At 69.0% G+C, this 19,711-nt stretch carries 12 protein-coding genes; 10 read left to right on the top strand and 2 right to left on the bottom strand.

Annotated elements, in window-relative coordinates; genetic code table 11:
• Position 1: 1 nt before the first annotated feature.
• Together BUE42_RS08875 and BUE42_RS08870 are read right to left on the bottom strand one after the other, a co-directional pair.
• A complete protein-coding gene (locus BUE42_RS08875) occupies positions 2 to 463 on the bottom strand; it encodes a RidA family protein (protein ID WP_073464365.1) in 462 nt (153 codons plus the stop codon).
• A 103-nt stretch (positions 464 to 566) separates the two neighbouring features.
• Positions 567 to 953: a VOC family protein gene (locus BUE42_RS08870; protein WP_073464363.1), complete on the bottom strand. Its 387-nt coding sequence runs from the start codon at positions 951 to 953 to the stop codon at positions 567 to 569.
• A 158-nt stretch (positions 954 to 1,111) separates the two neighbouring features.
• Between BUE42_RS08870 and BUE42_RS08865 the strand changes: the two genes are divergently transcribed.
• The 10 genes from BUE42_RS08865 to BUE42_RS08820 all read left to right on the top strand — a co-directional run bounded on the left by BUE42_RS08865 (position 1,112) and on the right by BUE42_RS08820 (position 19,689).
• Positions 1,112 to 3,202: a PQQ-dependent sugar dehydrogenase gene (locus tag BUE42_RS08865; protein ID WP_083613992.1), complete on the top strand. Its 2,091-nt coding sequence runs from the start codon at positions 1,112 to 1,114 to the stop codon at positions 3,200 to 3,202.
• A 27-nt stretch (positions 3,203 to 3,229) separates the two neighbouring features.
• Complete coding sequence (locus BUE42_RS08860) at positions 3,230 to 5,632, top strand: DNA internalization-related competence protein ComEC/Rec2 (protein ID WP_073464360.1); 2,403 nt, start codon at positions 3,230 to 3,232, stop codon at positions 5,630 to 5,632.
• A 48-nt stretch (positions 5,633 to 5,680) separates the two neighbouring features.
• Complete coding sequence (locus BUE42_RS08855; RefSeq protein WP_073464358.1) at positions 5,681 to 7,117, top strand: circularly permuted type 2 ATP-grasp protein; 1,437 nt, start codon at positions 5,681 to 5,683, stop codon at positions 7,115 to 7,117.
• Between the two features lie 25 nt (positions 7,118 to 7,142).
• Complete coding sequence (locus BUE42_RS08850; protein ID WP_073464356.1) at positions 7,143 to 8,126, top strand: alpha-E domain-containing protein; 984 nt, start codon at positions 7,143 to 7,145, stop codon at positions 8,124 to 8,126.
• Between the two features lie 22 nt (positions 8,127 to 8,148).
• Positions 8,149 to 9,003: a transglutaminase family protein gene (locus BUE42_RS08845; protein ID WP_073464353.1), complete on the top strand. Its 855-nt coding sequence runs from the start codon at positions 8,149 to 8,151 to the stop codon at positions 9,001 to 9,003.
• Positions 9,004 to 12,333: a transglutaminase family protein gene (locus BUE42_RS08840; RefSeq protein ID WP_073464351.1), complete on the top strand. Its 3,330-nt coding sequence runs from the start codon at positions 9,004 to 9,006 to the stop codon at positions 12,331 to 12,333.
• 52 nt (positions 12,334 to 12,385) lie between these two features.
• Positions 12,386 to 14,863: a circularly permuted type 2 ATP-grasp protein gene (locus tag BUE42_RS08835; protein WP_073464349.1), complete on the top strand. Its 2,478-nt coding sequence runs from the start codon at positions 12,386 to 12,388 to the stop codon at positions 14,861 to 14,863.
• Entirely contained in the window at positions 14,863 to 15,741 is an 879-nt protein-coding gene (locus tag BUE42_RS08830) for a transglutaminase family protein (protein ID WP_073464347.1), read from the top strand. Before BUE42_RS08835 ends, BUE42_RS08830 begins: the two co-directional genes overlap by 1 nt.
• A gap of 150 nt (positions 15,742 to 15,891) precedes the next feature.
• Positions 15,892 to 16,353: a CesT family type III secretion system chaperone gene (locus BUE42_RS08825; RefSeq protein ID WP_073464345.1), complete on the top strand. Its 462-nt coding sequence runs from the start codon at positions 15,892 to 15,894 to the stop codon at positions 16,351 to 16,353.
• A gap of 21 nt (positions 16,354 to 16,374) precedes the next feature.
• Entirely contained in the window at positions 16,375 to 19,689 is a 3,315-nt protein-coding gene (locus BUE42_RS08820; protein ID WP_143171390.1) for a hypothetical protein, read from the top strand.
• The last annotated feature ends 22 nt before the right edge of the window (positions 19,690 to 19,711 follow it).

The raw sequence follows: 19,711 nt of genomic DNA, 5'->3' as shown, positions 1-19,711 counted from the left end.
GTCAGGCCACCTGCGCGATCAACTCGATCTCGACGCAGGCACCGGTCGGCACCTGGGCCACGCCGAACGCGCTGCGGGCATGCGCGCCCTTGTCGGCGCCGAACACCTCGGCCAGCAGTTCGGAGCAGCCGTTGGTCACCAGGTGCTGCTCGGTGAATTCGCCGGTGCTGTTGACGAGGCTCATCACCTTGACGATGCGTTCCACCTTGGTGAGGTCGCCGCCGACCGCGGCCTGCAGCGTGCCCATCAGGTCGATCGCGATCGCGCGGGCGGCCTGCTTGCCGGTGGCGGTGTCCATGTCGAGGCCGAGCTTGCCGACCCAGGGCTTGCCGTCGCGCTTGGCGATGTGGCCGGACAGGAACACCAGGTTGCCGGTGCGCACGAAGGGCACGTAGGCGGCAGCGGGAGCGGACACCGGCGGCAGGTCGATGCCGAGGGCTTTCAGGCGGTCGTAGACGGACATGGCGGGGAGGGCAGGTGGAGGAAGCGGGGGATCCTACACCTGGGCCTTTGGCTGAACGCGCTGCGGGGTTGTGAGCGCGCCCGGACTGAGGATGTCCCCCGCTTCATTGACCTTGTGGCGGTTGCCACAGTTCGACGCGATTGCCTTCCGGGTCTTGAACCCAGCCGAACTTCCCGAACTCGGACTCGTCGACCTTGTCGTCGACCGCACAGCCTTCCGACCGCAATGCCGCGAGCAGCGCGTGAAGGTCGTGCACCCGGAAGTTGACCATGAAGCTCGCCGCGCTCGGCGCGAAGGAGGACGTGTCTTCCTTGAACGGCGTCCAGAGCGTGGTGCCCGTGCCCGTCGGGTTGTCTTCGGTGACCCACCGGAAGCTCACGCCGCCCCATGCCTCGACGTCCAGCCCAAGGTGTTTCCGATACCACTCGCCGAGTGCCTTCGGATCCTTGGACTTGAAGAAGATGCCGCCGATGCCGGTAACGCGCTTCATGACAGGGCTCCTTGTTGCTGGATGAACTGTAGCGGGAGGTGAGACGCTACCGATATCCGACGCGTCGTCGCGAACGCCTGTTTACACAGTGGAATTGAAATTCCAAGTATGTTGCCGCTGGAACGAACGTTCCTCAAACAACGCAAGGAGGCTCATCCATGGCAATCGACACGGCATTCAAGACCCTGAACGCGGGCGCGCTGCGGCGCCTTGCCCTGTGCACACCGTTGGCCGTGTTGTCGGCCCTTGCGGCGTTGCCCGGCTCGGCGTCTGCCGCCACCACCACGCTGGTCGGCAAGGCGAGTGGCCGTTGCATGGATGTCTCCGGCAACAGCACGACGCCCGGGGCGGGCATCCAGATCTACGACTGCCATGGCAATCCCAACCAGCAATGGGAGTTCACCGCGTCCGGCGAGCTGCGCACCTTCGGCGGCACCCGCTGCCTCGATGCCAAGGGCCAGGGCACCACGAACGGCACGCTGGTCACCTCGTACACCTGCAACGGCCAGGCCAACCAGCAGTGGCGCTACAACGCCAACGGCACCATCTCGGGTTCGCAATCCGGCCTGTGCCTCGATGTCACGGGCGCCAGCACCGCGCAGAAGGCGGTGGTGCAACTCTGGGCCTGCCACGGCAATGGCAACCAAGTGTGGAACCGCAGCGATGGCGGCACCAACGACACCCAGGCGCCGTCGATCCCCGGCAACCTGAAGGTCGCCAACCTGCAATGCCGGTCGGTCACGCTGTCGTGGTCGGCGGCCACCGACAACGTCGGCGTCGCGTTCTACGACATCTACCACGATGGCCAGGCGATGGCCTCGGTCAGCGGCAGCACGCTCAGCACCTCGCTGACGTTGAGCCCGGGTGCCAGCTGGGGGCTGTACGTGAACGCCCGCGACGCAGCGGGCAATGTCTCGCAGGCCAGCGCGACGCTGCCGATCACCGTGCCGCAGTGCAGCGCCGACACCGAGCCGCCGACCGCGCCCACCGGGCTCTCCGGCTCGGTGGCCGGCACTGCCGCCACGCTGACCTGGAAGGCCGCCACCGACAACGTCGCGGTGAGCGCCTATGACGTCTACCGCGACGATGCCAAGGTCGGCTCCACTTCGAACCTGAGCTACACCGACAGCGGCCTCGCCGCCAGCACGACCTACCGCTATGCGGTGGCCGCGCGCGATGCGCAGGGCAACGTGTCGGCCCGCAGCACCAGCGTCAGCCTGACGACCGGCGGCGCGTGCAGCAACCCGGTGTGCTCGGTGAGCCAGGTGGCCACCGACACCGACATCCCGTGGGGGCTGGTCACGCTGCCCGACGGCAACGTGCTTTACAGCCGCCGTGATGCGCAGGACATCGTGCGACTGAACCCGGCCACCGGCGCCAAGACCACCGTCGGCAAGATCCCGAACGTGTCCGGCACCGACGGCGAGGGCGGGCTGATGGGCTTGGCCGTGACGCCGGCCTTCCCGGCCACCGACCCATGGCTCTACGTGATGCACACGACGGCCAGCGACAACCGCGTGATCCGCCTGAAGTACGTCAACGGCACGCTGGACACGTCGACGATCCAGGTGCTGCTCAGCGGCATCCTGCGCAACAAGTTCCACAACGGCGGGCGCCTGCGCTTCGGCCCGGACGGCAAGCTGTATGTCGCCACCGGAGATGCGCAGAACGGCGCCAACGCGCAGAACACGAGCGGGTTGAACGGCAAGGTGCTGCGGATGAACCCGGATGGCACGCGCCCCACCGACAACCCGTTCGGCAACTACGTGTGGAGCTACGGCCACCGCAACCCGCAAGGCCTGGCCTTCGATGCGCAGGGCCGGCTGTGGGAGCAGGAGTTCGGCGACGGCACGATGGACGAGACCAACCTGATCCAGAAGGGCGGCAACTACGGATGGCCTGACTGCGAAGGCACCTCGTCGCGCAGCGGCGGCGGTTGCGGCACCTCGGGCTACATCGCGCCCAAGCACACCTACCCGACGGCCGACGGCTCGTGCAGCGGCATCGCGATCGTGCGCGGCGTGCTGTATGTAGCGTGCCAGCGCGGCACGCGTGTCTACCGCGAGGTCATCAGCGGCGACAGCCTGACCAACGTGCAGGAGCTGTTCCGCGGCACCTACGGCCGCATCCGCACCGTCGAGCCGTCGATCGACGGCAACCTGTGGATGAGCACCACCAACAATGGCGACAAGGACAGTACCGCCAACAACAGCGACGAGAAGATCTTCAAGGTGATCCTGGGGAATTGACGGGCCTCGCGCCCCTACACTCGCCCGATGCACAGACAGGGCGGGCTGTACCTCGCGGGGATCACGGTCGCTTGGCTGTTGGGGGTTGCGTGGCAGTTGCAGCAGCAAGCCGTCTGTCCGGCATCGGTCACGGCGCTGCTGCTCATCGCATCGCTTCCCTGCGCGATGCTCGCGTGGCGCTGGCACCGTTGGGCGCTGCTCGGCGTGCTGGCCGCATCGATCGCCGGCTTTGCGGCCTCCGACCTGCGCGCCTCGCTGCGGCTGGCCGATGCGCTGCCCACCTCGCTCGAAGGCGAAGACCTGGTCCTCACCGGCGTCGTCGCGAGCCTACCCGACCACACCCCCTCCGGCCTGCAGTTCCGCTTCGAGATCGATGAAGCCCGCTGGCGCGGCGAGCGCGTCGCCGTGCCGCCGCTCGTCTCGCTCGGCTGGTACAAGGGCTGGCACGACGACGGCCCGCTGAGCGCCGAGCAATCGAAGCTGCGCGCCGGCCAGGCCTGGCGCTTCACGACGCGCCTGCGCCAGCCGCACGGCAGCCTGAATCCCAACGGGTTCGACATCGAGCTGATGCTGTTCGAGCAAGGCGTGCGCGCCACCGGCTATGTGCTCGACGGCCATGCCGCGCTGCTCGACCCCGCCGCCGCGCACCCGATCGAGCGCCTGCGCCAGCGCGTGCGCGACCGGCTGTACGCGCAGGTCGACGACCCGCAGACGGCCGGCGTGCTGGCGGCGCTGGCGGTCGGCGACCAATCGGCCATCGAGCGGGCCGACTGGCAGCTGTTCCGCAGCACCGGCATCGCCCACCTCGTCAGCATCAGCGGGCTGCACATCACGATGTTCGCGTGGCTGGCCGCGCGCCTTGCCGGTGCGCTGTGGCGGCGTTCGGTGCGCGCGATGCTGTGGGTGCCGGCGCCGCTGGCCGCGCGCTGGATCGGCCTCGCGGCGGCGATGGGCTACTCACTGTTCGCCGGCTGGGGCGTGCCGGCGCAGCGCACGGTGTGGATGCTCGCGGTCGTCACGCTGCTGCAGGCCGGTGCACGCCGCTGGCCGTGGCCGCTGGTGCTGCTGGCCGCGGCGGTGGTCGTCAGCGCCTGCGACCCGTGGGCGCTGCTGCAGCCGGGTTTCTGGCTGTCGTTCATGGCGGTCGGGTTGCTGATGGCGTCAGAGCCCGTGCACGGCAAGCCCGCACCAACCGCAGCCCCGAGCCGGCTCGCCGCGGTGCTGCGCAGCCTGCGCGCCGGCCTGCGTACGCAGGCGATCGCCACCATCGGCCTGGCACCGTTGACGCTGGTGTTCTTCCAGCAGATCTCGGTCGTCGGCTTCGCGGCCAACCTGGTCGCGATCCCGCTGATCACGCTGGTGATCACGCCGCTCGCGCTGCTGGGCGCCGGCTGGCCGTGGCTGTGGACGGTGGGCGCATGGGTCGAACAGCAACTGGTCGTGCTGCTGACGTGGCTGGCCCAGGCGCCGTGGGCGGTGTGGAGCGTGCCGGCCGCGCCGTGGTGGGCGGCCCTCGCCGGGCTGTCGTCGGCGCTGCTGCTGGTGTTGCCGCTGCCGTGGCGCCTGCGCCTGCTGGCCGTGCCGCTCGCGCTGCCCTTGTTGCTGCCGCCGCGCGAGCTGCCGTCCGCCGGGCAGTTCGAGCTGCTGGCGCTCGATGTGGGGCAGGGCACCTCGGTCCTGGTGCGCACCCGGCAGCACCTGCTGGTCTACGACGCCGGCCCGCAGTACTCGCGCGAATCCGACGCCGGCCAGCGCGTGCTGCTGCCGCTGCTGCGCTCACGCGGCGAAGACCGCATCGACCGCCTGGTGCTGAGCCACCGCGATGCCGACCACACCGGCGGCGCCGCGGCGGTGATCGCTGGCCTGCCGGTCGCCGAGCTCGACAGCTCGCTGGAAGACGGCCACCCGCTGCGCGACGCCGGCATCCCCGCCACCCGCTGCGCCGCCGGCCAGTCGTGGGACTGGGACGGCGTGCACTTCCAGATGCTGCACCCCTTCGCCGACGACTACGACCGAGCCCGCAAGCCCAACGCCGTCTCGTGCGTGCTGCGCGTCAGCGCCGGCGGGCGCAGCGCGCTGCTCACCGGCGACATCGAGCGCGAGCAGGAGGGCGCGCTGGTCGAGCGCAGCCGCGATGCACTGCGCAGCGACCTGCTGCTGGTCGCGCACCACGGCAGCCGCACCTCGTCGAGCGCGGATTTCCTCGATGCGGTGCAGCCGCAGGTCGCGCTGATCCAGGCTGGCTACCGCAACCGCTTCGGCCACCCGGTGCCCGAAGTGCTGGCCCGGCTGCACGAGCGCGACGTGCTGGTCGCCGCCACCACCTCGTGCGGCGCCTGGCGCTGGCGCAGCGACCGCCCGGCCGCGACTGGCGTTTGCGAGCGTGACCGCGTCCGCCGCTACTGGCACCATCGGTTGCCGTCGCCGTGACGTGAATGGCCTGGAATTTGCTACCCTGAGTACGAGGAGACTGAACCGATGAGAGCAAGCTTCGACGAGATGCAGGCCACCAGCACCACGGTGCGCGACCACTACCGGGTGTACGAGCGTTGGCTGGCCCAGCAACCGGGCGACGTGATGCGCTCGCGCCGCGAAGAAGCCGAGATGATCTTCCGCCGCGTCGGCATCACCTTCGCGGTGTACGGCGCGAAGGACGAAGACGGCTCCGGCACCGAACGCCTGATCCCGTTCGACCTGATCCCGCGCGTGATCCCCGCGTCCGAGTGGACGAGCATGGAAGCCGGCCTGCGCCAGCGCGTGACCGCGCTGAACCGCTTCATCCACGACGTCTACCACGGCCAGGAGATCATCAAGGCCGGCATCGTCCCCGGCGACCAGATCTTCAAGAACGCGCAGTTCCGCCCCGAGATGATGGGCGTCGACGTGCCGGGCGGCGTCTATTCGCACATCTCCGGCATCGACATCGTGCGCGCCGCCAACCCCGACGGCAGCGGCTCGTACTACGTGCTCGAAGACAACCTGCGCGTGCCCAGCGGCGTGAGCTACATGCTCGAGAACCGCAAGATGATGATGCGGCTGTTCCCGGACCTGTTCAGCCAGCACCGCGTGGCGCCGGTCGCGCACTACCCCGACCTGCTGCTCGAGACCCTGCGCGCGGTCGCGCCGGCCGCCGTCAACGACCCGACCGTCGTGGTGCTGACGCCCGGCATGTACAACAGCGCCTACTTCGAGCACGCCTTCCTCGCGCAGCAGATGGGCGTCGAACTGGTCGAGGGGCAGGACCTGTTCGTCAAGGACAACTTCGTCTACATGCGCACGACGCAGGGCCCGAAGCGCGTCGACGTGATCTACCGCCGCGTCGACGACGACTTCCTCGATCCGCTCGCCTTCCGCCCCGATTCGACGCTCGGCTGCGCCGGGCTGCTCAGCGTCTACCGCGCCGGCAACGTGACGCTGTCGAACGCCATCGGCACCGGCGTGGCCGACGACAAGTCGATCTACCCCTACGTGCCGAAGATGATCGAGTTCTACCTCGGCGAGAAACCGATCCTGAACAACGTGCCGACGTACCAGTGCCGCGATGCCGAAGACCTCAAGTACGTGCTGGCGCACCTGGGCGAGCTGGTCGTGAAAGAGGTGCACGGCGCCGGCGGCTACGGCATGCTGGTCGGCCCGGCCGCCACGAAGGACGAGATCGCCGATTTCCGCAAGGTGCTCGAGGCCAACCCGGGCGGCTACATCGCGCAGCCCACGCTGAGCCTGTCGACCTGCCCGACCTTCGTCGAGAGCGGCATCGCGCCGCGCCACATCGACCTGCGCCCGTTCGTGCTGAGCGGCAAGACGGTGCAGATGGTGCCGGGCGGGCTGACGCGCGTCGCGCTGAAGGAAGGCTCGCTGGTCGTCAACTCGTCGCAGGGCGGGGGCACGAAAGACACCTGGGTTCTGGAAGCCTGAAGCCTGAGAAAAGGGGAGACCAACGATGCTGTCGAGAACCGCCGACCACCTCTTCTGGATGGCCCGCTACATGGAGCGGGCCGAGAACACCGCCCGCATGCTGGACGTCAACTACCAGACCTCGCTGCTGCCGCAATCGGCCGATGCCGCGGTCAACGGCTGGAAGGGCCTGCTGAGCATCTCCGAACTGAGCCCCGACTACGCGTCGCGCTACGGCGAGATCGATGCCCGCCGCGTGATGGACTACATGGTGAGCGACGAGCGCAACCCGTCGAGCATCTACAGCTGCCTGATGGCCGCGCGCGAGAACGCCCGCGCGGTGCGCGGCACGCTGACCACCGAGGTCTGGGAGACGCAGAACCAGACCTGGCTCGAGTTCCAGCGCATGCTGCGCCACAAGACCTTCCAGAAGGACCCCGGCGAGGGCTTCGAATGGGTCAAGTTCCGCTCGCACCTGTCGCGCGGCGTGACGGTGGGCACGATGCTGCAGGACGAGGCCTTCCACTTCCTGCGCATCGGCAGCTTTCTGGAGCGCGCCGACAACACCGCCCGCATGCTGGACGTGAAGTTCCACGCGGTCGAGAGCGAGTTCTTCGGCACCGGCTCGATGGGCACCAATGGCAACGGCAACGGCAAGGACCAGGAGTACGACTTCTACCACTGGTCGGCGATCCTGCGCTCGGTGTCCGGCTTCGAGGTCTACCGCAAGGCCTACCGCAACGTCATCAAGCCCGAGAAAGTGGCCGAGCTGCTGATCCTGCGCGCCGACATGCCGCGCTCGCTCGCGGCCTGCATGGACGAGGTCGTCAACAACCTGCGCCAGGTGGCCAACGAGCAGTCGTCCGACACGCTGCGCCGCGCCGGCCGGCTGCAGGCCGACCTGCGCTTCGGCCGCATCGACGAGATCCTCGCGACCGGCCTGCACGCGTTCCTCACGCAGTTCCTCGAACGCGTCGGCACGCTGGGGGTGGGCATCAGCCGCGACTTCCTGGTGCCGGTGGCGGCATGACGCCTCGTGCGCGGGCCACCGGATGAAGCTCGACATCCGGCACGTCACGCACTACGACTACAGCGCGCCGCTGCAGTACGCGCTGCAGTCGCTGTGCCTCACGCCGCAGGCGAACGCGCACCAGACGGTGCTCGACTGGAGCCTGTCCGCGCCCGGCCAGCTGTTTGCGCAGCGCGATGCCTTCGGCAACCTCGGCCACACCTGGAGCCTGCGCCAGCGCGTCTACCGCGGCGTGGTGCGGGCCGCGGGCGTCGTGCGCACGCATGCCTCGCCGCTGCTGGTCGACGACCGCATCCCGCCGGCCTTCTACCTGCGCGCCACGCCGCTCACCGAGGCTGCCGACGCGCTCGCCGCGCTGGGCCGCGAGCACCTCGACGGCCCGGTCGATGAGGCCCGGGCGCTCACGCTGGCGCTCGCGGTGGCCGACCGCATCGCCTACGAAGGCGGCAAGACGACCACCCGCACCAGCGCCGCCGAAGCGCTCGCGCTCGGTGCCGGCGTGTGCCAGGACCAGGCCCACGTCTTCATCGCCGCCTGCCGCGCCGCCGGCGTGCCGGCGCGCTACGTCAGCGGCTATTTCCACGCGCCCGATGCGCCCGCCCTCGCGAGCCACGCCTGGGCCGACATCTGCGTCGACCCCGCCGCGCGGCGCTGGCTCAGCGTCGACATCACGCACCGCTGCCTGATGGACGAGCGCCATGTGCGCCTGGCCGTCGGCCCCGACTACGCCGCCTGCTCGCCGATCCGCGGCGTGCGCGAAGGCGGCGGCGACGAAACCATGCGGGTCACGGTGGACATCGGCGTCCTCGACGACGCCCCCACGCCGGACCCCAGGCCCCATCCCGAAACCGCTGTGCTCACCGCCCAGGAGCCCTGAATGTCCATCCACGTCGCGCTCAACCACGTGACCCACTACCGGTACGACCGGCCGATCAACCTGGGCCCGCAGGTGATCCGGCTGCGCCCGGCCCCGCATTCGCGCACCCGGGTGCTGAGCTACTCGATGCGCATCGAGCCGGCCACGCACTTCATCAACTGGCAGCAGGACCCGCAGGCCAACTACCTGGCGCGGCTGGTGTTCCCGGACAAGACCACCTCGTTCCGCATCGAGGTCGACCTGGTGGTCGAGATGTCGGTGCTGAACCCGTTCGATTTCTTCCTCGAACCGGCGGCCGAGCACTTTCCGTTCGAGTACGACAAATCGCTCGCGACCGAGCTGGAGCCGTACCGCCACAAGGCGCCGCTGACGCCGGCCTTCGAGAAGTACCTGGCCAGCATCCCGCGCGAGAAGATGCAGACGACCAACTTCCTGGTCGCGCTGAACCAGCGGCTGCAGAAGGACATCGGCTACCTGATCCGCATGGAACCCGGCGTGCAGACGCCGGAGCAGACGCTGGTCAACGCGAGCGGCTCGTGCCGCGATTCCGGCTGGCTGCTGGTGCAGATCCTGCGCCACCTGGGCTTCGCGTCGCGCTTCGTGTCGGGCTACCTGATCCAGCTGAAGAGCGATGTCAAATCGCTCGACGGTCCGAGCGGCACCGAGGTCGATTTCACCGACCTGCACGCCTGGTGCGAGGTTTACCTGCCGGGCGCCGGCTGGATCGGCTTCGACCCCACGTCCGGCCTGCTGGCGGGCGAGGGCCACATCCCGCTTGCGTGCTCGCCGGAGCCGTCGTCGGCCGCGCCGGTCAGCGGCGCGCTGGACGAATGCGAGACCGAGTTCGAGCACCTGATGAAGGTCACGCGCATCTGGGAAGCGCCGCGCGTGACGCTGCCCTACGACGATGCGCAGTGGGGCGAGATCGAGGCGATGGGCCACCGCGTCGACGACGACCTGCGCCGCCACGACGTGCGGCTGACGCAGGGCGGCGAGCCGACCTTCGTGTCGGTCGACGACCGCGACGGCGCCGAATGGAACACCGACGCGATGGGGCCGACCAAGCGGCTGCTGAGCGCCGACCTGATGGACAAGCTGCGCCGCAAGTACGGCGACGGCGGGCTGCTGCACTACGGGCAGGGCAAGTGGTACCCGGGCGAGCAGTTGCCGCGCTGGTCGCTGAACCTGTTCTGGCGCAAGGACCGCGAGCCGGTGTGGACGCACCCCGAGCTGTTCGCCGATGAGCACAAGGATTACGGCGTCACCGACGTGCAGGCGCAGACGTTCCTGCAGGGCGTCGCGCAGCGCCTGGGACTGGACGGCAAGTACGTCTTCCCGGCGTATGAAGACGTCTGGTACTACCTGTGGCGCGAGCGCAAGCTGCCGGTCAATGTCGACCCGTTCGACGCGAAGCTCTCCGACGCGCTGGAGCGCGACCGCCTGCGGAATGTGTTCACCCAGGGGCTGGACAAGGTGGTCGGCCACGTCTTGCCGATCGCGCGCAACCCGGTGCGCAATGCCATCAACCGGTGGAAGACCGGCGCGTGGTTCCTGCGTGCCGAGCGCTGCTACCTGATCCCCGGCGATTCGGCGATGGGCTACCGGCTGCCGCTCGATTCGCAGCCCTGGGCCAAGGACACCGACCTGCCGTGGGTGCATCCGCCGGATCAATCGCAGCCGTTCGCGCCGCTGCCGGCCTACCCCCGGCTGCGCCTGGCGCCGGGCTCGACCGCGAGCGTCATGCCCGCGGTGGCAGCACACCAGCCCGCACCCCAGCCCGCGCCGAAGGAGTCTGCCGGCTGGGTCACCCGCACCGCGATCAGCGCCGAGCCGCGCGGTGGCCGGCTCTACGTCTTCCTGCCGCCGGCGACCGCGCTGGAGGACTACCTGGAGGTGATCGCCGCGGTCGAGGACACGGCGGTCGCGATGAAGCTGCCGGTGATCCTCGAAGGCTACGAGCCGCCGAAGGACCCGCGGCTGTCGACGCTGCGCGTCACGCCCGACCCCGGCGTGATCGAGGTCAACATCCACCCGGCGCACAACTGGGGCGAGCTGGTCGAGCAGACGACGCACCTCTACCAGGCAGCGCACGAGACGCGGCTGTCGACCGAGAAGTTCATGGTCGACGGCCGCCACACCGGCACCGGCGGCGGCAACCACTTCGTGCTGGGCGGCGCGACGGTGGCCGATTCGCCGTTCCTGCGCCGCCCCGACCTGCTGGCCAGCATGGTCGGCTACTGGCACAACCACCCGGCGCTGAGCTACCTGTTCTCGGGGCTGTTCATCGGCCCGACCAGCCAGGCGCCGCGCGTCGACGAGGCGCGCAACGATTCGGTCTACGAGATCGAGATCGCGTTCGCCGAGCTGCAGCGGATCGCCGCGCAAGGCAACGGCTACACGCCGCCGTGGCTGGTCGACCGGCTGATGCGCAACCTGCTGATCGACGTGACCGGCAACACGCACCGCGCCGAGTTCTGCATCGACAAGCTGTACTCGCCCGACGGCCCGACCGGCCGGCTCGGGCTGCTGGAGATGCGCGCCTTCGAGATGCCGCCGCATGCGCGCATGAGCCTGACGCAGCAGCTGCTGATGCGCGCGCTGGTGTCGCGCTTCTGGCAGCGGCCGTACCAGCCGCCGCGCCTGAAGCGCTGGGGCACCGAGCTGCACGACCGCTTCATGCTGCCGCACTTCATCTGGCAGGACCTGTGCGACGTGATCGAGGAGATGAACCAGTTCGGCTACGGCTTCAAGCCGGAGTGGTTCGCGCCGCACCTGAACTTCCGCTTCCCGCGGCTGGGCGATTTCAGCGCGATGGGCACCGAGGTCGAGCTGCGGCTCGCGCTGGAGCCGTGGCACGTGATGGGCGAGGAGGGCGCGCCGGGCGGCACGGTGCGCTTCGTCGATTCGTCGGTCGAGCGGCTGCAGGTGCGGGCGACCGGCCTCGTCGGCGACCGCCATGTGCTCACCTGCAACGGCCGCACGATCCCGATGCAGCCGACCGGCAAGGTCGGCGAGTTCGTCGGCGCGGTGCGCTACCGCGCGTGGAACCCTGCATCGGCGCTGCACCCGTCGATCCCGGTGCATGCGCCGCTGACGATCGACCTGGTCGACAGCTGGATGAGCCGCTCGCTCGGCGGCTGCCAGTACCACGTGGCCCACCCGGGCGGGCGCAGCTACGACACCGCGCCGGTGAATGCGTACGAGGCCGAGGCGCGGCGGCTGGCGCGCTTCTTCCGCGTCGGCCACACGCCGGGCGTGATGGTGGTGCCGAAGGAGGAGCGCAACCCGAACTTTCCGTTCACGCTGGATCTGCGGCGCGCTCCCTCGTGACGCAGGACGCGATGCGCATGTGACAAACTGGCGACTGGTTTGAAGTCGACACATGCTCAGAACATTGCTTGAGGGATACGCCGTCAATGAGGGCCGCTACGACGAGTTGCTCGCCGCGGCCGGCGAACCCCGGCCCCACTGGGAAGCCTTCCTGAAGACCCTGGCCCAGCGCCAGGGCCCCGACATCGGCGACACCTTGTCGCTGATGGAACGCGAGATCCGCGAGAACGGGATCACCTACAACGTCTACGCCGATCCGCAGGGCGCCGACCGCCCGTGGGAGGTCGACCCGCTGCCGCTGCTGATCTCGCCCACCGAATGGGACGAGATCGAGGCCGGCATCGCGCAGCGCGCCGAACTGCTGAACCGCGTGCTGACCGACATCTATGGCCCGCAGGAGCTGCTGCGCAACGGCAGCGTGCCGCCGTCGGTGGTGTTCGGCCACAGCGGCTTCCTGCACCAGGTGCAGGGCATCCGCCCGCCCGGCGGCGTGCACCTGTTCCAGTACGCGGCCGACCTCGCGCGCTCGCCCGACGGCCGCTGGTGGGTCGTCAATGACCGCACGCAGGCGCCGTCGGGCGCCGGCTACGCGCTGGAGAACCGGCTGGTCGTCTCGCGGGTGTTCCCGCAGATGTTCCGCGACCTGCACGTGCAGCACCTGGCCTCGTTCTTCTCGAACCTGCGCGAATCGTTGCTGCGCCTGGCCCCGAAGGGGGACGGTCCGCCGCTGATCGGCCTGCTGACGCCGGGCCCGTACAACGAGACCTACTTCGAGCACGCGCTGCTGGCGCGCTACCTCGGCTTCGCGCTCGTCGAGGGCAGCGACCTGACGGTGCGCGACGGCCGCGTCTGGATGAAGACCGTCGACGGCCTGAAGCGGGTGCACGCGCTGCTGCGCCGCCAGGACGACGACTACTGCGATCCGCTCGAGCTGCGCTCCGATTCGGCGCTCGGCGTGGCCGGCCTCACCGACTGCGCACGCCGCGGCACCGTGCTGCTGGCCAATGCGCTCGGCTCGGGCGTGCTCGAATCCGGCGCGCTGCTCGGCTACCTGCCGCAGCTCAGCGAACAGCTGCTCGGCGAGCCGCTGCTGCTGCCGTCGGTCGCCACCTGGTGGCTGGGCGAGCCGGCGGCGTTCGACGACGCCTGGAAACGCATCGACCACCTGATCATCAAGCCGCTGGACCGCTCGGCCGGCGAGCCGGCGGTGTTCGGTGCCGACCTCTCCGACGACGAGCGCGTGCTGCTGCGGGCCCGCGTGGCGGCACGCCCGCAGCGCTACGTCGCGCAGGAGTGGGTGCACGTGTCGCAGGCACCGGTGCTCGAGCGCGAGCAGCGTGGCACCGCCCGCCATGGCGAACACCTGAGCGCGCGCACCGTCGGGCTGCGGGTGTTCGCGGTCGCGACGCCGAACGGCTGGCGCGTGATGCCCGGCGGCCTGACCCGCGTGGCCGGCGACGAAGACGACCGCGTGATCGGCATGCAGCGCGGCGGCCGCTCGAAGGACACCTGGGTGCTGTCCGACCGGCCGGTCAACGCGTCGTTCTCGCTGCTGACACGCACCGTGACGCCGGCCGACCTGGCGACGACCAAGGGCAACGTGCCGTCGCGCACCGCCGAGAACCTGTTCTGGTTCGGCCGCTACGGCGAGCGCTGCGATGCCTCGGCGCGGCTGCTGCGTGTCGCGGTGGCCGGTGTGCTGGGCAATGTCGATGCGCGCGCCGACGACCCGGAAGACGGCCTGACGCCGACGCTCGCGCTCGCGAAGCGCATGGGCCTGATCGACTCGCTCGACGACGTGGGCACCGAGCTGCTGCGCGCCGCGACGCACCCGGACGAAGGCCTGAGCGTGCGGCTGCGGCAACTGCTGCGCGTGGCCTTCAGCCTGCGCGACCGCCTGTCGGCCGACAACTGGCGCACGCTGAACCAGCTGATCGCCGACCCGGTGTTCCAGCGCGGCGGCTCGCTGGCGCTGGCGCTGGCCTGGCTGGACCGCGCGGTCACGTCGATGATGACGCTGTCGGGTTTCGTGCTCGACGGCATGACGCGCAGCACCTCGTGGCGCTTCCTGTCGATCGGGCGGCGCATCGAACGGCTGTCGACCCTGTGCCAGACGCTGAAGGTCGCCACGCGCGAAGGCCGCAGCAGCGGGCTCGACTGGCTGCTGGAGCTGACCGACTCCACCGTCACCTACCGTTCGCGCTACCTGGTGGCGCCGGAGTGGCTGCCGGTGCTCGACCTGCTGCTGCGCGACGACACCAACCCGCGCTCGGTGGCCTTCCAGGTGAAGGGGCTGGTGGAATACACCGACAGGCTCGAGCGCACGCACGGCCGCTTCGCGAGCGACGTGCTCGGGCCGGCGCAGGCGGCGCTGCTGGCGCTCGGTGCGCACGACCTGCACCCGGAGAGCGAGGCGCTGGCGGCGGTGATCGACCAGCTGCAGCGCGCCGCGTACACGGTGTCGGACGAGCTGACGCTGAAGTTCTTCTCGCACGCCGCGTCGCGCAGCGTGCTCTCGCTGGTCGCGTGATGCCGGCCGTCCGCTACACCGTCGAGCACGAGACGCGCTACGCGTACGCCGCGCCGGTGTCTCAATCGTGGCAACTGGCCCGGCTCGCGCCGCGTGACCTGCCGTGGCAGAAGCTGCTGGCGCATTCGCTGCAGATCGACCCGCCGCCCGACGAGCGTCACGAGGCGCCCGACAGCTTCGGCAACGCCGTCACGCATTTCGGGCTGCATGGCGCGCACCGGCTGCTGCGGGTGCGCATGGCCTGCACGGTCGAGGTGGGCACGCGGCCGGTGTGGGCGTCGGCGGCGCAGCCCTGGGAATCGGTGCGCGATGCGGTGCGCAACACACCGACACTCGGTGCGCTGGAGCCGGCGCGCATGTGCGAACCGACGGTGCTGGTGCCCTTGTCCGAAGGCGCGCGGCTGTATGCGCGGGCTGCGTTGGCGCCGGGCCGCGACTGGTTCGAATCGCTGTCGGCGCTGACGCAGGCGATCCATGACGATTTCGAGTTCGAGGCGGGTGCGACCACCGTCAGCACCTCGGTCGACGAGGTGCTGTACCAGAAGCGCGGCGTCTGCCAGGACTTCGCGCATTTGATGATCGCCTGCCTGCGCGGCCACGGGCTGCCGGCGCGCTACGTGTCGGGCTACCTGCTGACCGACCCGCCGCCAGGGCAGCCGCGGCTGCTCGGCGTCGATGCGTCGCATGCGTGGGTGGCCGCGTACTCGCCGGCGCACGGCTGGGTCGAGTTCGATCCCACCAACAACCAGCTGGCCGACGAGCGCTACATCACGCTCGCCTGGGGCGCCGACTTCGCCGACGTGGTGCCGCTGCGCGGCGTGATCCTGGGCGGTGGCGAGCAGCAGCTCGATGTGTCGGTGAGCGTGACGCCGGTTTGATGCGGGTTTCTGACCAGTTCATCTGAACAGCGAACGAATTCCCGGCGAAGGTCACTCAGCAACCATCGTCCCCGGGTGTGATTGGCGATCGGATCGAGTCGATCGGGGGGCCGTTTGAATGACACGTACCCGACCGTGAAGGCATCGGACATGAGCATCGAGCACTATGAGCAGGCCATCCACCGGTTCTGTGAGGCGCAGGGCCTGGAGGATCCGCACCAGCTGTTGAAGGATTGCCTGCTCTCGATCGACGGGTACCCGCTGCGGATCGAATTCATCGAGGCGATCGACCGGTGCCGCATCACGATCGATCTCGGGCCGCCACCGGCGTCCGTCGAACTCGCCTGCTGCCGGTTGCTGCTGCAATTCAACCACCAGGCCGATGGACTGCGGCAACCCGTGATGAGCCTGCGGCCGCAGACCGGTCACATCAGACTTTGCGTGCACCTCGAAGCGGCTGAGCTTGTCGACGCCGAGGTCCTCGGCGAGGTGATCGAAGGCCAGCTCGGGGGAATCGTCGATGCCTGGGAGGACGCATTGAGCGAGTTGCTGGAGAGGCCGTCCGCTGTCAGCGATGCTGCCGCGCAGTTTCCGATGTCGGCTCAATACTGAAGTGGCCAAGGGGGACATGCGATGAACCCTGTCAGCCAAAGAAAAATCGATCGGGCCGGCAAGGAGCGCGCCGAACCAGGCGACGCACCGCCCGCAACCCGCAAGCGCAGGGTCTTCGCGAAGGCACACGGGCGCAGCCGGAGCAATCGACCTTCGGAACGCGGCCCCGTGCTGCCGCCTCAACCCAGCCTGTCGCGGCACGTCGAGGACTGGCGTGCGGCCGCCGACGAGGTGGTGAATTTCCTGAAGCTGGCGCGCGAGCCCGGCGGAATGATCGCCAAGGTGAGCCGGCTGGCCGCGAAGCTGGAGAAGAAAGGCTACGTCGCGGTGGATCGCGATGCCACGGATCTCTTCGCGGGCTTTCCGGCCTACCGGATCGACATTCCGCTGCAGAAGCGACGCCCCACGTGGAATGACGCGAGAGACGCGTCGCAGCGCTTGCCGGTCTTCCTCAGTCGACATTTCAGGAGGGAGACCGGGTTGAGCAACGACGAGGGTGACAAGCACTACCACGTGATCAAGCCCACACCGGATCGTGGTTTCTTTACCCAGACCGCCTATGTGAGCACTGTCCTGCCCGGCTGGGCGACTTGCCGCGTTGAGGGCGCCGGCCTCAGTGTCGAGAGCGCGATGGGTGGCGCCGCGTCGACCGGGTCAGTCGTTGGTGGCATGACAGGTGCCGGCAACGCTCTTGGGGGCTTGATCGACGCCGCCGACCAGTTGCATGCCTTTATCGATATGAAGAGTGCCGCAAAGAAGGCGGCCATCGAGATCGTCACGAGTTTCCACGCGCTGCTGAAGGTGATGTGCCACGAGGCGGGGGAGGAGTGCGCTGCCGTACCGACCGACGCCGAATGGATCGCCGCAAGCCAATGCAGGCAGGCGTTCGCCCGGCATCCGAAGTTCGGGGCGGAGATGTCGGACATGAGCCTGCGGTGCCTGGTGGCCACCTGGCGCGATGTCGGCGTCGGTGCGCCGTCCGGCCTTGTCAGCCTGACCCGCATCGCTGTCGGCATCGCCGCGGCGGCAGACGGCGCCAACGAAGCGTTGTCGGCGGCGGCCGGTGCGTTGGGCGACGTGTCGTCGGGGGGGCTGGCGCCGATCGGCAGCGGCTTCGACATGGGTCACAGCACGTTCGAACACAAGGCCTGGGGCGAGAAGTTCCGCCTCGCCAAGGACACGATGGCTTGGCTGAAGGCCGTGAAGCACCTTCCGGTGAACGACGAGCAGTCACCGGAACACCAGGCTGATCGGGCGCTCTTCAACACGATGCTGCCCGCCTGCTGGCAGGCGCACCACGACATCGCGAAGCATGCCAAGTTCATGAAGCGCTGCTCCTATGTGCGCTTCTTCAAGGGGGTCGCCAACAGCGTCGTCGCATGGCCTCTGTGGGTCGCGGCAGTGGCCACCGGCGTCACCACTCTCGGCACCGTCCCCGCTGCGGTCAGCGGCAGCGTTGGAACTCTCTACCTGATTTCGATGGGCGCGAAGCTCGGCAGGAACGCGTGCCGCAAGCGAGACCAGAAGAACGACCAGCAGGCCGCCGATATCCTGATCGCGACGCAGTGCGGCGACGGGCTACGGAAGACGGTCCGCAAAGGGTGGTTCAAGGGCACGGCGACGCGGGGGACGTTCGTCGGCGGCGGCAAGGTGTTTGCCGGCAAGAAGACCCACCGGGTCGACGTGCAGCTGAGCCCGGCGATGGGCCTGGCCTGTTTCGCCACGCTGGTCGACAAGATCGTGCGCGACAAGCCGCTGGATCCGGAGGTGCACGTCGCGCTGATGAGGTTCATGATCAAGCAGGGTGTCACCGCACTCGAACTCAGCATGATCAAGCAGAGCGTGCTGGCCGCGGCCCGGATGCGCAAGGCCGCCGATGCGGCCCTCGACGACGAGGGCGACGAGTGGCATCGCCTGCTGGACCTGCAGAATCAGCTGGGTCCCTGCTTCGGGCTGCCCCGCGGCGCGACGAAGCTGTCGGACGGTGTCTTCCTCGAAAGCTTCTTCGGGGCGCGGCTGGCGCAGCGCGCGCAGAGCCATGCGCAGCAACATCCCGAGTGCCAGCGCCGGATCAAGGACTGCCTCGACGGAGCCGGCCGCCTGATGACGGAGCCGGCGCAGGGCCTGGAGCTGTTGAGCCGGGTGGCCAGCAACCTGGCCGAGGCGGCACCCAGCATCCACTACAGCCACTGCAGCGACGCCGAAATGCAGGGCATCGCCGATCAGCTGTTTCCTGGCATCCCACCGCAGCTGTTCCTGGAGAAGTGCGAGCACCTGCTGGCGATGGCCGACCAAGCCTGGCGCACAGGCGACCACTTCGAATGGCAGGTCGACGGTTTGCCGATGCACGACCTGGCGCCGTTTTGCCGGTTCGTTCGCGAGCAATGGAATCGCGATGTCAATGCGACCCGCAGCGTCCAGCGCGCGCTGGACGCCGCGCAGGACGAGGCCGGCCAGCACGAGATCCTGGCGTCCTTCAGCCGCTCCAGGCTCGAGGCCGCCCGGAACGGGATACCGGCCGTGCCCGGGCATGAGGCGGATGCCATGGCGGCGATGAAGTCCGCCATCGACAGCCACCTGCAAGCCCGCCATCCGATCGAGCCCGAGGGTTCCAGGGACAGCTACGTCCGCCGCATGGCGGTGGCCACGTCCGACCGGTATCCGTTGCCGTGGAACGAGTGCGACATCGGATTCACCCAGCGCTTGAACGACCGTGAAGGCTTTGCGTTGATGATCAACGCGGAGGTCGAACGCTGCATGGAGAAGGGGTCCGACCTGGTGCCGGCCGAGGTTCTCGACGTGCTTTCCGTGACCGACAAGCACACCGGTCGTCCCGATTACCGCGAACTGCTGAAACGCGAGGAATCCGGCGGCGATGGCAGCCGGCCGGTGATCAACATGCTGCTGATGAAGCAGGCAGATGACCTTGACCGCCTGGTGATGCCCGACGGACCGGGCTCGATCGCGCAGATCGGTACCAAGCTGGCGGCGCGGGGCGACGGTCTGCAGCTTCAGCAATCGCGGTGGAATGCCTCGAAGGACCGCATGCCGCAGATGCTGCAGTGGTCGAACGATCTCGGCGTGTGCTTCAAGCGCTACGCACGCGATGGTCGGCTGCGTCATCACAGCGTGATGGTCTCGCGCGCCAGGAATGGCTACGGCTTCCGTGTCTACGATCCCGCCACCGGCAAGGAGAGCCGCCTGCTCGAGGCACCCGACATGGGCTCTGCGATCAAGCAGTACATCGCGATGCACTCACGGGGGCGGCACGTCGACTCTGCCGCGCTGGATTTCGTCGACCTGTTCCGCGTGCAGGCCAGGCGGCAGGGCGCGTGAGGCACCTGGGCGGATGGCCGGC

It is taken from the genome of Rhizobacter sp. OV335 (assembly GCF_900142965.1).
Taxonomy (GTDB): domain Bacteria; phylum Pseudomonadota; class Gammaproteobacteria; order Burkholderiales; family Burkholderiaceae_C; genus Rhizobacter.
The sequence above is the reverse complement of the archived record's forward strand: the minus strand, read 5'-3'. Positions and strand labels throughout refer to the sequence as shown.

Coding starts and splice junctions, on each gene's coding strand:
- BUE42_RS08820 (WP_143171390.1), top strand. CDS start 16,375: ATGAACCCTGTCAGCCAAAGAAAAATCGATCGGGCCGGCAAGGAGCGC.
- BUE42_RS08840 (WP_073464351.1), top strand. CDS start 9,004: ATGTCCATCCACGTCGCGCTCAACCACGTGACCCACTACCGGTACGAC.
- BUE42_RS08835 (WP_073464349.1), top strand. CDS start 12,386: ATGCTCAGAACATTGCTTGAGGGATACGCCGTCAATGAGGGCCGCTAC.
- BUE42_RS08825 (WP_073464345.1), top strand. CDS start 15,892: ATGAGCATCGAGCACTATGAGCAGGCCATCCACCGGTTCTGTGAGGCG.
- BUE42_RS08870 (WP_073464363.1), bottom strand. CDS start 953: ATGAAGCGCGTTACCGGCATCGGCGGCATCTTCTTCAAGTCCAAGGAT.
- BUE42_RS08850 (WP_073464356.1), top strand. CDS start 7,143: ATGCTGTCGAGAACCGCCGACCACCTCTTCTGGATGGCCCGCTACATG.
- BUE42_RS08860 (WP_073464360.1), top strand. CDS start 3,230: ATGCACAGACAGGGCGGGCTGTACCTCGCGGGGATCACGGTCGCTTGG.
- BUE42_RS08865 (WP_083613992.1), top strand. CDS start 1,112: ATGGCAATCGACACGGCATTCAAGACCCTGAACGCGGGCGCGCTGCGG.
- BUE42_RS08845 (WP_073464353.1), top strand. CDS start 8,149: ATGAAGCTCGACATCCGGCACGTCACGCACTACGACTACAGCGCGCCG.
- BUE42_RS08830 (WP_073464347.1), top strand. CDS start 14,863: ATGCCGGCCGTCCGCTACACCGTCGAGCACGAGACGCGCTACGCGTAC.
- BUE42_RS08855 (WP_073464358.1), top strand. CDS start 5,681: ATGAGAGCAAGCTTCGACGAGATGCAGGCCACCAGCACCACGGTGCGC.
- BUE42_RS08875 (WP_073464365.1), bottom strand. CDS start 463: ATGTCCGTCTACGACCGCCTGAAAGCCCTCGGCATCGACCTGCCGCCG.